Here is a 14,929-nt window from a genome sequence, read left to right as displayed (position 1 = left end):
CTCCTGTCGGAGTTAGACCTGATAGACACCTGAATCATGCCGTTAAAAACACAGTTCAGGTGTCCCTATGACGAATGCCAGCAATACAACGAGCTGGGATTACTTTTCTTCCAGCTCGATGTTGATACCCAGCGAACGGATTTCTTTCAACAATACGTTGAAGGATTCCGGCATGCCTGGTTCCATCTGATGATTGCCATCCACGATGTTCTTATACATCTTGGTACGGCCGTTCACGTCATCAGACTTAACGGTCAACATTTCTTGCAGGGTATAAGCTGCACCATAAGCTTCCAGCGCCCACACTTCCATCTCACCGAAGCGTTGGCCACCGAACTGAGCCTTACCACCCAGCGGCTGCTGAGTAACCAGGCTATAAGAACCGGTGGAGCGGGCATGCATCTTATCGTCAACCAAGTGGTTCAGTTTCAGCATGTACATGTAGCCCACTGTAACCTGACGCTCAAATTGCTCACCGGTACGTCCATCGTACAGGGTAATCTGACCGGAGGTAGGGATACCGCCCATCTGCAACAGTTCCTTGATTTCTTTCTCTTTTGCACCATCGAATACCGGCGTTGCAATTGGCATACCTTTCTTCAGGTTTTCAGCCAGACGCATAACTTCTTCGTCGGAGAAAGTACTCAGGTCGACTTTTTGACGCACATCGTCGCCCAGATCGTAGGCTCTCTGGATAAATTCACGCAGCTTAGTCACTTCTTCGTGCTGTTTAAGCATGGCGTTAATTTTCTCGCCGATACCTTTTGCAGCCATACCCAAGTGGGTTTCCAGAATCTGACCGATGTTCATACGTGAAGGTACGCCCAGCGGGTTCAGTACGATATCGACCGGCGTACCGTTCTCATCGTAAGGCATATCTTCGATCGGGTTGATCTTGGAGATAACACCTTTGTTCCCGTGACGACCTGCCATCTTGTCACCCGGTTGGATCTGACGCTTAACAGCCAGATAAACCTTAACGATTTTCAGCACGCCCGGTGCCAAATCATCGCCTTGGGTGATTTTACGGCGCTTAGCTTCGAGTTTTTTCTCAAACTCGTGCTTCAGCTCATCATACTGTTCTGCAAGCTGTTCCAACTGATTTTGCTTATCTTCATCAGTCAGACCCAGTTCCAACCAGCGCTCGCGCGGCAGTTTGTCCAGTTTGTCAGCTTCTACGCCGCCAGAAACCAGCACTGCGTGGATACGTCCAAACAGGCCCGCTTCCAGAATCTGCAACTCTTCAGTCAGGTCTTTCTTCGCCTGCTTCAGCTGCATTTCTTCGATTTCCAACGCACGTTTGTCTTTTTCCACGCCATCGCGGGTAAAGACCTGTACGTCGATAATCGTACCTGAAACACCGTTTGGTACACGCAGAGAAGAGTCTTTAACATCAGACGCTTTCTCACCGAAGATCGCACGCAGCAGTTTTTCTTCTGGCGTCAGCTGGGTTTCACCTTTCGGCGTTACTTTACCAACCAGAATGTCACCACCGGTCACTTCTGCACCGATGTAAACGATGCCGGACTCATCCAGTTTAGAAAGTGCTGCTTCACCCACGTTCGGGATGTCCGCAGTAATTTCTTCAGGCCCTAACTTAGTGTCACGAGACACACAGGCCAGTTCCTGAATGTGGATGGTCGTAAAGCGATCTTCCTGAACCACACGCTCGGAAACGAGGATGGAGTCTTCGAAGTTGTAACCATTCCATGGCATGAATGCCACGCGCATGTTCTGACCCAGCGCCAGTTCACCCAGATCGGTGGACGGGCCATCTGCCAGAACGTCACCACGTTCTACCGGCTCACCCAGAGACACACACGGCATCTGGCTGATGCAGGTGTTCTGGTTAGAACGGGTATATTTGGTCAGGTTATAGATGTCGATCCCGGCTTCGCCCGGATACATTTCATCGTCATTAACGCGGATTACAATACGGGATGCATCCACGTACTGTACTGTACCACCACGTTTGGCTACGGCAGTTACACCGGAGTCAACCGCAACAGCACGTTCCATACCGGTACCAACCAGCGGCTTATCAGCGCGCAGGGTCGGAACGGCCTGACGTTGCATGTTCGCACCCATCAGGGCACGGTTGGCGTCATCGTGTTCCAGGAACGGAATCAGGGATGCACCGACGGAAACCACCTGCTGTGTGGAAACGTCCATGTATTCAACCTGATCGCGGCTGAACAAGCTGGACTCACCTTTGTTACGGCAGGTAACCAGTTCGTCGATGAAGCGGCCTTCTTCGTCCAAATTGGTGTTCGCCTGGGCGATAACGAAGTTACCTTCTTCAATCGCAGACAGGTAATGGATCTCATCCGTAACCACGTTTTCACGCACGCGACGATACGGGGTTTCAAGGAAACCGTATTCGTTGGTTTGTGCATAAACGGACAAGGAGTTGATCAGACCGATGTTCGGACCTTCCGGCGTTTCGATAGGACAAACACGACCATAGTGAGTCGGGTGTACGTCACGAACTTCAAAGCCAGCACGTTCGCGCGTCAGACCGCCTGGGCCCAATGCAGAGATACGGCGTTTGTGCGTAATCTCGGACAATGGGTTGTTCTGATCCATAAACTGTGATAGTTGGCTGGAACCGAAGAACTCTTTCACGGCAGCCGAAATCGGCTTGGCGTTGATCATGTCCTGTGGCATCAGCGTATCGAGGTCGCCCAGAGACAGACGCTCTTTTACAGCACGTTCTACACGCACCAGACCAACGCGGAATTGGTTTTCAGCCATTTCGCCGACGGAACGGATACGGCGGTTGCCGAGGTGGTCGATATCATCCACTTCGCCTTTACCGTTACGGATATCAATGAGCTTCTTCATCACTTCGATGATGTCATCTTTGCTCAGGATACCGGAACCTTCGATCTCGTCACGCAGCAGAGAACGGTTGAACTTCATACGGCCAACCGCAGACAAATCGTAGCGGTCTTCAGAGAAGAACAGGTTCTCAAACAGCGTTTCTGCTGCTTCACGCGTTGGCGGCTCACCAGGACGCATCATGCGATAGATTTCAACCAGCGCGCTCAGACGATCGTTTGACGGATCGACACGCACGGTTTCAGACATGTATGCACCGTGATCAAGATCGTTGGTGAACAGGGTCTCAATACGCTTGTGACCGGATTGGCTCAGTTTCGCCAGCAGATCCAGCGACAGCTCCATGTTGGCTGCGCCGATCAGTTCGCCAGTGCTCTCATCGATATAATCTTTGGACAATATTTTGCCAGCAATATATTCAACAGGCACTTCAATGCGCTCAATACCGTCTTTCTCTAACTGACGGATATGACGCGCAGTGATACGGCGACCTTTTTCGATATAAACTTTACCGTTCGCTTCGATATCAAACGATGCGGTTTCACCACGCAGGCGCTCAGGAACCAGATCCATCTGCAATTTATTGCCATTGATTTCATAGACAATTTTATCGAAGAAAAGATCCAGAATCTGTTCGGTGGAGTAACCCAGCGCGCGCAGGATAATGGTCGCAGGCAATTTGCGACGACGGTCGATACGGACAAACAGGTTATCCTTCGGATCAAACTCAAAATCCAACCAGGAACCACGGTAAGGAATAATACGTGCGTTATACAGCACCTTACCTGAAGAGTGGGTTTTACCTTTGTCGCTATCGAAGAACACACCTGGGCTACGGTGCAACTGAGACACGATTACACGCTCAGTACCGTTGATCACGAAGGTGCCGTTATCGGTCATGAGCGGAATCTCGCCCATGTACACTTCTTGTTCTTTGATGTCTTTAACGGTGCCTTCAGGCGCTTCGCGCTCGTAGATCACCAAGCGTAGTTTAACACGCAGCGGCGCAGAGAACGTGACACCACGGATTTGACATTCTTTAACGTCAAATACTGGTTCGCCCAAGCGATAGCTAACGTATTGCAGCTCTGAATTGCCGCTATAGCTTTTTATAGGGAAAACAGAACGGAATGCAGCTTCCAAACCGTACTGACCTTCCGGGTCTTGCTCGATAAATTTCTGGAACGAGTCAAGTTGGATAGAAAGGAGATAAGGTATGTCCAAAACTTGTGGACGTTTACCAAAATCCTTACGAATGCGTTTTTTCTCGGTATAGGAGTAAACCATAGGGTTCCTCAGCTAGCTGACAAGTCGAACCACTCTGTCTGCCCTAACAAGGACAGTTCATGCAACACTATTTATGTTGGTCGGAAAATAGAGAACTTTCCGTAATACGTCTTTCTATTACTCTTAAACCATTTCATTGCTTTTGCTTAGGCAAGGAACCTATGCTGGAAAGCAGTATATTAAGTCGTCAATAGAAAAAAATATTGGGGAAATCAATGGCTAAACAGTGTGAAATCCCATTGATGCCCTACAGCGCAAAAAGGCTGGTGACTAAAAAGTCACCAGCCATCAGCCTAATAAATCAGGCTGCAACCTGAAAGGTTGGCTTATTTAACTTCAACTTCTGCGCCAGCTTCTTCCAGTGATTTCTTCAGTGCTTCAGCGTCATCTTTGCTCACGCCTTCTTTCAGAACTGCCGGAGCAGATTCAACCAGATCTTTAGCTTCTTTCAGGCCCAGACCAGTTGCGCCGCGAACAGCTTTGATTACAGCAACTTTGTTAGCGCCGATAGCTTTCAGCACAACGTCGAACTCAGTTTTTTCTTCAGCAACTTCAGCTGGGCCAGCAGCAACAGCTACAGCAGCAGCAGCAGAAACACCGAATTTTTCTTCCATAGCGGAAACCAGTTCAACAACATCCATTACAGACATAGCTGCTACTGCTTCCAGAATTTGATCTTTAGTGATAGACATAACAATTGTTCCTAAGAATCAGAAATAGTTTATACGTTAGCAAGTGCGTTAGAAAAGAAAGTGCTATTAAGCCGCTTCTTTTGCATCGCGAACAGCAGCCAGAGTGCGGACCAGTTTGCCGGCAGCGGCTTCTTTCATGGTCGACATCAGACGTGCCAGTGCTTCTTCGTAAGTCGGCAGCGTTGCCAGACGGTCAATTTGAGCCGCCGGGATCAGCTCACCTTCAAAGGCTGCAGCTTTGACCTCAAATTTTGCATTCGCTTTCGCGAACTCTTTGAACAGACGAGCAGCAGCGCCCGGGTGTTCTAAAGAATATGCAATCAGGGTCGGACCAACAAACGTGTCTTTCAGGCATTCAAATTGAGTGCCTTCAACGACGCGGCGCAGCAGGGTGTTACGAACAACACGCATGTAAACGCCAGCTTCACGACCTGCTTTACGCAGTTCGGTCATTTTATCAACGGTAACGCCACGGGAATCCGCAACAACCGCAGACAGCGCACCTTTGGCTACTTCGCTGACTTCAGCAACAATCGCTTGTTTGTCTTGAAGATTTAATGCCATTAGCTTTTGCTCCTGGATTTAGCCGGAGAAACTCTCCGGAACTCACTTCACTTATCGCCAAAATTAGAGATAAGCGTTGAAACACGGTGAGCAGAATCCAGTAAAAAATTATTCTTTATAAAAAAGAAAAACGTTATTTAGGCTCTGTCACCGTCTACGCAGGAGAATTAAGTTTCTTCCGAAACACCTGCGGTCTTGGACGGAGGCCTGGATAGGCCAGGCTCCAACCGAAAAATTCTTGCGTCGATCCACTTAAGGAACAACGGGCGTAAAATTATAGGTAAATCTCACACCCGAGTAAAGCGGAACAAAAGCTATTAGTTAGCAGCAGCGTTCAAACCGCTCTGGTCGATGGCAACGCCAGCGCCCATAGTGGTAGACAAGCTAACTTTCTTGATGTACACGCCTTTCGCCTGAGATGGTTTTGCTTTTTTCAGCGCAACCAGCAGAGATTCCAGGTTTTCTTTCAATTTGTTAGAATCGAAATCAACCTTACCGATAGTGGTATGGATGATACCGTTCTTGTCGTTACGGTAACGAACCTGACCCGCTTTAGCATTGTTAACCGCTTCAGCAACGTTAGGGGTTACAGTACCCACTTTCGGGTTTGGCATCAGGCCACGTGGACCCAGAACCTGGCCCAATTGGCCAACAACGCGCATTGCATCTGGAGAAGCAATAACAACGTCAAAGCCCATTTCGCCTTTTTTGATCTGATCAGCCAGATCTTCCATACCCACGAACTCAGCGCCAGCAGCTTTAGCCGCTTCAGCGTTTGCACCTTGGGTGAAGACAGCAACACGAACAGAACGACCAGTACCATGAGGCAGAACGGTTGCACCACGAACGTTTTGGTCAGATTTACGTGCATCGATGCCGAGGTTAACAGCAACGTCTACACTTTCTACGAACTTAGCAGTGGCCAGCTCTTTGAGCAGAGCAACAGCTTCGTTGATGTCATACTGTTTAGTTACATCAACTTTGTCACGGATCACGCGCATGCGCTTGGTCAGCTTAGCCATTTATTAATCCTCCACTACCAGGCCCATGGAACGAGCAGTACCTGCGATAGAACGCGCCATGGCGTCTACGTCAGAACCTGTCATGTCCGCAGCTTTAGTTTCTGCGATTTCACGAATCTGCGCGCTCGTTACTTTACCTACTTTGTCTTTGTTCGGCTTGCCGGAACCAGACTTGATACCAGCGGCTTTCTTCAGCAGAACTGCTGCTGGAGGCGTTTTGGTAACGAAGGTGAAAGAACGGTCAGAATAAACGGTAATAACAACTGGAGTCGGCAGACCCTTCTCAAGGCTTTCTGTTTTAGCATTGAATGCCTTACAGAATTCCATGATGTTAACACCTTGTTGACCCAAAGCTGGACCTACCGGTGGGCTCGGGTTAGCCATACCAGCTGCAACTTGCAGCTTGACATAGGCTTGTACTTTCTTGGCCATTTAACTTTCCTCGATTGGGTAATAGCGCCTCGTAAAAGGCTCCCCGTGGTTTGTATACGTTTCAGTCGCCATTAAGGCCACTAAAAAACAAAAGGCGCGAAATTATAGGTTAATTTCGCGCCATAGGCAAGTCGCTATTTTCAACAAGTGTTGTCAGGCAATTAGCCTTTTTCGACCTGAGCAAAATCCAGTTCAACGGGTGTCGCACGACCAAAGATAGAGACAGACACCTTCAGGCGGCTCTTCTCATAATCAACTTCTTCGACAACACCGTTAAAGTCAGCAAATGGACCGTCATTAACACGAACCATTTCACCCGGTTCAAACAGCGTTTTCGGACGAGGTTTGTCACCAACCTGCTGGAGACGATTCATAATCGCATCCACTTCTTTGTCACTAATTGGTGCAGGGCGGTCAGATGTGCCACCAATGAACCCCATAACACGAGGTACGCTGCGGACAAGATGCCAGCTCGCATCTTCCATCACCATCTGAACTAAAACATAACCAGGGAAAAACTTACGTTCGCTCTTGCGACGCTGGCCACCGCGGATCTCAACGACTTCTTCAGTTGGAACCATGACTTCGCCAAACAGTTCTTCCATATTATGGAGTTTGATGTGCTCACGCAGCGACTGTGCTACGCGGCCTTCAAAACCAGAAAACGCCTGAACGACGTACCAACGTTTTTTTGGAGCTTCAGACATCTTAGAACCTCAGGCCAGTGATAAACGATACCAAACGGACCAGAATACCATCCAGCCCCCACAAAATCAGTGACATCACGGCAGTCACCGCGGCAACGATTAACGTGGTGTGTAACGTTTCCTGACGAGTCGGCCAAATTACTTTGCGTACTTCAGTACGCGCTTCGCGAGCAAACGCTACGGTTGCTTTGCCTTTCGTGGTCAGCAGTGCCACACCACCGGCTGCAGCAATCAGGATAACAACGGCCAATGCACGCAGAGGAAGACTAAATTCGCGGTAATAATAATTGCCAACAATCGCAACGACCAGCAAGGTACCTACTGCTAGCCACTTAATCACTTCCAGGCTACGCCCACTATCCTGAGCTTCGGTATTCGCACTCATAAACCAACCTGTCACAATGATTCAGACAAATAACTTTGCCCCGCAACTACGGGGCAACCAAACCGAAAGATGTTCTGTAAAACGAATAATTCGGTATTTACGCCGTATCTACAGAGCCTATCTCACCAATGATTATATCTCACAATCGCTGATGAGATAGGTTCTACCATGACAGCGTAGAAAAAGGGCATCAAATGATGCCCTTTTATCGCGTGTCGCGTCAAACGTTATCAGCGATTAAGCGATAACTTTAGCAACAACGCCCGCGCCTACAGTACGGCCGCCTTCACGGATTGCGAAACGCAAACCGTCATCCATCGCGATTGGGTGGATCAGGGTAACAACCATTTTGATGTTGTCGCCCGGCATTACCATCTCTACGCCTTCTGGCAGTTCGATGGTGCCCGTTACGTCAGTCGTACGGAAGTAGAACTGAGGACGGTAGCCTTTGAAGAACGGAGTATGACGGCCGCCTTCATCTTTGCTCAGGATATACACTTCGGATTCAAACTGGGTGTGCGGCTTGATTGAACCCGGCTTAGCCAGTACCTGACCACGCTCGATTTCTTCACGCTTGATACCACGCAGCAGAACACCAACGTTCTCGCCTGCACGACCTTCGTCCAGCAGTTTGCGGAACATTTCTACACCAGTACAGGTAGATTTCGCCGTATCTTTGATACCCACGATTTCAACTTCTTCACCGACTTTAACGATACCGCGCTCTACACGACCAGTAACAACGGTACCACGACCAGAGATGGAGAATACGTCTTCGATTGGCAGCAGGAACGGCTTGTCAATGGCACGCTCTGGTTCTGGGATATAAGAATCCAGGTGCTCTGCCAGTTCGATGATTTTTGCTTCCCACTCAGCTTCGCCTTCCAGCGCTTTCAGAGCAGAACCACGAACCACTGGGGTATCGTCGCCTGGGAAGTCGTACTGAGACAGCAGCTCACGCACTTCCATCTCAACCAGTTCCAGCAGCTCTTCGTCATCAACCATGTCACATTTGTTCAGGAACACGATGATGAAAGGAACGCCAACCTGACGACCCAGCAGGATGTGCTCACGGGTCTGAGGCATTGGGCCGTCAGTCGCAGCAACAACCAGGATCGCACCGTCCATCTGGGCAGCACCGGTGATCATGTTTTTCACATAGTCGGCGTGTCCTGGGCAGTCAACGTGCGCGTAGTGGCGAGACGGGGTATCGTATTCAACGTGAGACGTGTTGATGGTGATACCACGTGCTTTTTCTTCTGGTGCGTTATCGATCTGGTCGAATGCACGCGCGTTACCACCGTAGGTTTTAGCCAGAACGGTAGTGATTGCAGCGGTCAGCGTTGTTTTACCATGGTCAACGTGGCCGATAGTACCGACGTTAACGTGCGGTTTTGTACGTTCAAATTTTTCTTTAGACATCGATTGTCCCTCTAAGACACGGATAAATCGGTGGTATCACCACATCAACCAAGCGATAGCTTGCTGAATTTATTCACAGAAAGAAAATCAGGAGGAGGAAAAGGAAGTGGTGCTGATAGGCAGATTCGAACTGCCGACCTCACCCTTACCAAGGGTGCGCTCTACCAACTGAGCTATATCAGCACATCTTGGAGCGGGCAGTGGGAATCGAACCCACATCATCAGCTTGGAAGGCTGAGGTAATAGCCATTATACGATGCCCGCATCCTGGAACTCGGCTACCTAATTTTTCTGTAGATTTTGAAGTTGAGGAATAAGATTTTATAGACCCCGCCTTCGTCGATCCGGTTTAGTCTGACTACCGTATCGAATATCCTGTTGCCAGGATTGAATTTGGTGGTGGGGGAAGGATTCGAACCTTCGAAGTCTGTGACGGCAGATTTACAGTCTGCTCCCTTTGGCCGCTCGGGAACCCCACCTGATTGTGTACTTGATGGTGCCGGCTACCGGAATCGAACTGGTGACCTACTGATTACAAGTCAGTTGCTCTACCTACTGAGCTAAGCCGGCTTCAAGTGCTGCGCATTCTAGGTAGACAGAACGCTCGATGCAACAAAAAAATTGCGTAAAATGCGCTATCGCTTAGATTTTATCCAAATTCAGCTATAAATCTAGAGTAACAGTAAGAATTAGCGCAAAGAACCACCAAATTCACCCAGCAAAATGAGGATGTCATCATCAAACGCGCCATCATTTCTCTGCACCACAAATACATTTTTTCCCTTTAGGAGAGCAGACACTGCATTAACAGATGCTATTTTGTTCGCTTTCCGAAGCGGATAGGCTTGGAATACATTTTGTTTGGTTAGACATCAATTTCAGTCGAGCGAAAAAAGACGATGAAAATAATTCAACTCAATACGGCAACCTAACTCATCAATCCCAAGGAACTGACCAAAGATACCGTAGAAAACGTGCTTCTATTGGATAGCACGCGACGAAGAACGCATCGCCGAAAATGCACATGTAGGGCGGTGTCAAAAAACCAAATGAAAAACAGAGCTGTAATCCAAAAGTCCTTCGTCCACAGCAGACCAAGGCTGCAGGGGTAAACCGACTGCTAATGCAGTTCTTGGGAGAAAGTGCACCTTTCCAACAGAGGGAGTTATTCTATTTAGACACTAAAGCACGCTTCTCACAGAGGCTTTCTATCGCTCCGAGGATATCGTCATTCGAGAGAACTCTAGGCTATGCTTGCACACCTAGTAGCCACTACACACCCGATCTACATCCATTATAAGCGTATCTTTATTGGGCATGGTTTAGGTAAAATAAGCGCAGGCCAGCGCCCCTCGCGGTACAAACACAAAAGCATCCACCACAGAACCGATTTTCTCTTCTTATTTCTATCAGCAAAGTGTTAACCTGCCCATTATCAAAAATTTATTACACAAGAGAAGGTGCAGCGATCATTGCGTTGGCTAAGCTAACAGCCCGCTTTCCTCGCTAGGCTAGAAGTCCCTTTTCTTACCTGTTAAGCAGGCAGAACACGACTTATGAGCAATAGAGAGCAATCTTTGGCCACGCCATATCTACAATTTAACCGCAGCCAATGGGCCGCCTTGCGCGATTCTGTTCCGTTAACACTGACAGAAGAAGAGATCATTAAGCTAAAAGGGATTAATGAAGATCTTTCATTAGACGAAGTCGCAGAAATTTATCTGCCATTATCTCGCCTACTCAATTTTTATATCAGCTCTAATTTACGTCGTCAGGCTGTACTTGAGCAGTTCTTAGGGACTGATGGACAAAAAATACCTTATATAATTGGCATTGCAGGCAGTGTTGCAGTAGGAAAAAGCACCACGGCCCGTGTCCTCCAGGCGTTATTGAGTCGTTGGCCAGAGCATCGCAGTGTAGAACTAATTACAACCGATGGATTTCTTCATCCAAATAAGGTACTAAAAGAACGTGATTTGATGAAGAAAAAAGGCTTTCCGCAATCATATGATATGCATAGCCTAGTGAAATTTGTTTCTGATATAAAATCAGGGACACATAAAGTTACGGCTCCAACATATTCTCATCTGACATATGATATTGTTCCTAATAATAATAAAGTGTTGGAACAGCCTGATATTTTAATATTGGAAGGCTTAAACGTCTTACAAAGCGGAATGGATTATCCACATGATCCGCATAGAGTTTTTGTTTCCGATTTTGTGGATTTTTCTATTTATGTCGATGCACCTGAAACACTGCTTCAAACATGGTATATAAATCGTTTCCTGAAATTCAGGCAAGGCGCATTCTCAAATCCAAATTCATATTTTCATAACTATGCGAAACTGACGAAAGAAGAGGCTATTGGCATCGCATCTCAATTATGGAAAGAGATTAACGGACTTAATTTAAAAGAAAATATTCTACCCACCCGGGAAAGAGCTAGCCTTATTATGACTAAGAGTGCTAACCACGCCATTGAATCTGTTCGATTAAGAAAATAAACATATAAAAATGGGGCTAGCCCCCATTTTTATGCACCACGTAGGGAAATTTCACCACCAATATATGGCGTAATCAAACCGTCACTTTCTAATAATAACGCCCCTTGGCGATCTATTCCACGATCCACTCCATGTATTTCACGGTTTCCGATAATCAAACGAACTGGGCGGTTAAAATAATTATCTAATTTTTCCCATCTGGAAATAAATGGTTCAAGGCCCTCTAGTTCAAAGACAGCCAAAGAGCTTCTTAATTCAGAAATGAGAGTCGAAGCCAGTGTGTTGCGATTAATGTCTATGCCAGCTTCTTGTAAATTTATCCAACCTTGATTAATCGTATCTGGAGCTGGCTCCCTCATTTGTAAATTAATACCTGCGCCAATGACTAAGTTAGCAGCATCACCCGTTTTCCCCGTCAATTCAACAAGAATACCAGCTAACTTTCGATCTTTTAGATATAAATCATTAGGCCATTTGACCCGCACACCATCAGCACCAAGCTTATGTAGCACTTCAGCCATGACGATGCCGATTACCAAACTGACTCCAACAGCCGCAGCGGGTCCCTGCTCTAGGCGCCAATATAAGGACAAATACAAATTCGCACCAAAGGGTGAAAACCATTGCCGACCACGACGGCCGCGACCAGATTGCTGGTATTCAGCAAGGCATGCATCACCGGAGGATAATGTACTTAATCGTTCTAAAATGTACTGATTAGTAGAATCGACGACAGGTAAAACCGTCACTCCACCCTCTGGTAGATGTTTTAGAATCGCTTCTTTATCTAATAATTGCATTGGTGCCGGTAAAGAGTAACCTTTGCCTGTTACAGTAAAAACGTCGATACCCCAGTCACGTATAGTTTGAATATGTTTATTAATAGCAGCTCTGCTCATCCCCATCATTTCACCCAGAATTTCACCGGAATAAAATTCGCCATCAGAGAGAGTCTTAATTAATTTAAGGGGAACCGTAATATCTTTCATGATAATACCTCGATAGCATTAACCTCACCATACGCAGCAATAAAGCGGACTTCAGGTTCCAGCAGTATAGAGAACTTTGCATCGACTTGATTACGGACATAACGAGCTAATTCAACAATATCTGAGCTTTTTGCATTATTTTTATTAATCAGGACTAATGCCTGTTTCTCGTGAACAGCAGCACCACCAAGCTGGAATCCTTTAAGTTTGCACTGATCAATTAACCATCCAGCTGCCAGTTTAACTTTGCCATCAGCTTGTAAATACTGAGGCGCATTCGGATACTCTCGTAAAATACTCTCAGCATGCTGTTGTGTAATTATCGGGTTTTTGAAGAAACTACCCGCATTACCTGTCACTGTAGGATCGGGGAGCTTACTTCTGCGCATATGGCATACAGAATCAAATACCTGCTGTGGAGTCACGGTTTCAGGATTCAGTTTTGCCAAATCGCCGTAGTTAAGTACTGGATTCCATTCTTTCTTTAAAAAAAGCCCTACAGCGGTAATCGCAAACCCAGAGCGATATTGATGCTTAAATATGCTTTCACGGTAACCGAACTGGCATTCCTCAGAGGTAAAACGCATTACTTTACCTTCAGCCAGATCCAATACGTCAACATAATCACAAACATGCTGTAATTCGATACCGTACGCACCTATATTCTGTATCGGTGCAGAACCCACACATCCGGGAATTAATGCCAGATTTTCTAACCCAGCAATGCCACGCTTAAGCGTATATTCAACTAATTGGTGCCAATTCTCACCTGCACCAACATGAAGGTACCAGCCATCTCTTTCTTCTCTAATATCTATACCCTTGAGCCGATTTAGCAGAATAGTACCTAAAAAATCTTCAAGAAAAAGGACATTACTCCCTTCACCTAGCAACAAAATCGGCTCTTGTGATGCGCTGGCGACGCGCCATCCTTCAATCAATTTTTCCTGAGTATCCGCAACCTTAATACAAGATGCGGAAACAGGTAACGAGAAAGAGTTATAAGACTTTAATGAAATAACGCTCGACGCCATGATAGAAATACCTACTAATTCAGATATCACATAGTCTACCTGATCTGCGCAAGATACCGGCTGTCTTTTGCCATCGGATACGTATAAACAACCGTTCCTAACGCCCATAGCAAAAAGCCCCTGTCTTGCGACAGGGGCTTTCCACGTAGTTGATGCCTGGCAGTTCCCTACTCTCACATGGGGAAGCCCCACACTACCATCGGCGCTACGGCGTTTCACTTCTGAGTTCGGCATGGGGTCAGGTGGGACCACCGCGCTATCGCCGCCAGGCAAATTCTGTTTCATTCCAACCGTCATGCTTCGCTCACGCTCTCGCACAACCATCAGAACCAATCTTTGAACAAGCTAAATATCAAAACATGTCTCTATGAGTCATCATCACTCAAAACACCTTCGGTGTTGTAAGGTTAAGCCTCTCGGGTCATTAGTACTGGTTAGCTCAACGTATCGCTACGCTTACACACCCAGCCTATCTACGTCGTCGTCTTCAACGGCCCTTCAGGGACATCTAGTGTCCAGGGAAGACTCATCTCGAGGCAAGTTTCCCGCTTAGATGCTTTCAGCGGTTATCTCTTCCGCACTTAGCTACCGGGCAATGCAATTGGCATCACAACCCGTACACCAGTGGTGCGTTCACTCCGGTCCTCTCGTACTAGGAGCAACCCCTCTCAATCTTCCAACGCCCACGGCAGATAGGGACCGAACTGTCTCACGACGTTCTAAACCCAGCTCGCGTACCACTTTAAATGGCGAACAGCCATACCCTTGGGACCTACTTCAGCCCCAGGATGTGATGAGCCGACATCGAGGTGCCAAACACCGCCGTCGATATGAACTCTTGGGCGGTATCAGCCTGTTATCCCCGGAGTACCTTTTATCCGTTGAGCGATGGCCCTTCCATTCAGAACCACCGGATCACTAAGACCTGCTTTCGCACCTGCTCGAGCTGTCACTCTCGCAGTCAAGCTAGCTTATGCCTTTGCACTAACCTCCTGATGTCCGACCAGGATTAGCTAACCTTCGTGCTCCTCCGTTACGCTTTGGGAG

General features: G+C 47.4%; 11 protein-coding genes, 4 tRNA genes and 2 rRNA genes. 1 reads left to right on the top strand and 16 read right to left on the bottom strand.

Annotated features, from left to right (window positions below; genetic code table 11):
* Window positions 1-99: 99 nt before the first annotated feature.
* From rpoB to EDI29_RS20890, 12 genes are all read right to left on the bottom strand, one after another.
* Window positions 100-4,128, bottom strand: a complete 4,029-nt coding sequence (gene rpoB, locus EDI29_RS20950) for a DNA-directed RNA polymerase subunit beta (RefSeq protein ID WP_137742413.1) — start codon at window positions 4,126-4,128, stop codon at window positions 100-102.
* A gap of 326 nt (window positions 4,129-4,454) precedes the next feature.
* Window positions 4,455-4,820 carry a 50S ribosomal protein L7/L12 gene (rplL, locus tag EDI29_RS20945; RefSeq protein WP_010285496.1) on the bottom strand — a complete coding sequence of 122 codons (366 nt, stop codon included), beginning with the start codon at window positions 4,818-4,820 and terminating at the stop codon, window positions 4,455-4,457.
* Between the two features lie 66 nt (window positions 4,821-4,886).
* Window positions 4,887-5,384, bottom strand: coding sequence for a 50S ribosomal protein L10 (gene rplJ, locus EDI29_RS20940; RefSeq protein ID WP_005970333.1), 498 nt, complete (start codon window positions 5,382-5,384; stop codon window positions 4,887-4,889).
* 317 nt (window positions 5,385-5,701) lie between these two features.
* The gene (gene rplA / locus EDI29_RS20935; RefSeq protein ID WP_039494851.1) at window positions 5,702-6,406 is read right to left on the bottom strand and encodes a 50S ribosomal protein L1; all 705 of its coding nucleotides are present in this window, start codon (window positions 6,404-6,406) and stop codon (window positions 5,702-5,704) included.
* A gap of 3 nt (window positions 6,407-6,409) precedes the next feature.
* A complete protein-coding gene (rplK, locus tag EDI29_RS20930) occupies window positions 6,410-6,838 on the bottom strand; it encodes a 50S ribosomal protein L11 (protein WP_129710351.1) in 429 nt (142 codons plus the stop codon).
* Window positions 6,839-6,999: 161 nt separating this feature from the next.
* Window positions 7,000-7,545, bottom strand: a complete 546-nt coding sequence (nusG, locus tag EDI29_RS20925; protein WP_005970339.1) for a transcription termination/antitermination protein NusG — start codon at window positions 7,543-7,545, stop codon at window positions 7,000-7,002.
* 1 nt (window position 7,546) lies between these two features.
* Entirely contained in the window at window positions 7,547-7,930 is a 384-nt protein-coding gene (secE, locus tag EDI29_RS20920; RefSeq protein ID WP_113627923.1) for a preprotein translocase subunit SecE, read from the bottom strand.
* Window positions 7,931-8,167: 237 nt separating this feature from the next.
* On the bottom strand, window positions 8,168-9,352 hold the full coding sequence (tuf, locus tag EDI29_RS20910; protein ID WP_014913795.1) for an elongation factor Tu: 1,185 nt from the start codon (window positions 9,350-9,352) through the stop codon (window positions 8,168-8,170).
* Window positions 9,353-9,459: 107 nt separating this feature from the next.
* Window positions 9,460-9,535: transfer RNA gene (locus EDI29_RS20905), tRNA-Thr, on the bottom strand.
* A gap of 6 nt (window positions 9,536-9,541) precedes the next feature.
* Window positions 9,542-9,616 (bottom strand) — tRNA-Gly (locus EDI29_RS20900).
* 130 nt (window positions 9,617-9,746) lie between these two features.
* Window positions 9,747-9,831, bottom strand: a tRNA-Tyr gene (locus EDI29_RS20895).
* 15 nt (window positions 9,832-9,846) lie between these two features.
* Window positions 9,847-9,922 (bottom strand) — tRNA-Thr (locus tag EDI29_RS20890).
* Between the two features lie 986 nt (window positions 9,923-10,908).
* Between EDI29_RS20890 and coaA the strand changes: the two genes are divergently transcribed.
* Window positions 10,909-11,859: a type I pantothenate kinase gene (coaA, locus tag EDI29_RS20885; RefSeq protein WP_137742412.1), complete on the top strand. Its 951-nt coding sequence runs from the start codon at window positions 10,909-10,911 to the stop codon at window positions 11,857-11,859.
* 29 nt (window positions 11,860-11,888) lie between these two features.
* Here the strand turns inward: coaA and birA are convergent, their stop codons facing one another.
* The 4 genes from birA to EDI29_RS20865 all read right to left on the bottom strand — a co-directional run.
* Complete coding sequence (birA, locus tag EDI29_RS20880; protein ID WP_137742411.1) at window positions 11,889-12,848, bottom strand: bifunctional biotin--[acetyl-CoA-carboxylase] ligase/biotin operon repressor BirA; 960 nt, start codon at window positions 12,846-12,848, stop codon at window positions 11,889-11,891.
* A complete protein-coding gene (murB, locus tag EDI29_RS20875) occupies window positions 12,845-13,882 on the bottom strand; it encodes a UDP-N-acetylmuramate dehydrogenase (protein WP_137742431.1) in 1,038 nt (345 codons plus the stop codon). The genes birA and murB overlap by 4 nt, the downstream gene beginning before the upstream one ends.
* A gap of 154 nt (window positions 13,883-14,036) precedes the next feature.
* A 5S ribosomal RNA gene (rrf, locus tag EDI29_RS20870) occupies window positions 14,037-14,152 on the bottom strand.
* 133 nt (window positions 14,153-14,285) lie between these two features.
* A 23S ribosomal RNA gene (locus EDI29_RS20865) occupies window positions 14,286-14,929 on the bottom strand; the annotation flags it as partial.

The organism is Pectobacterium polonicum, assembly GCF_005497185.1.
Lineage (GTDB): Bacteria > Pseudomonadota > Gammaproteobacteria > Enterobacterales > Enterobacteriaceae > Pectobacterium > Pectobacterium polonicum.
This window is presented reverse-complemented; position numbering and strand designations above follow the sequence as displayed.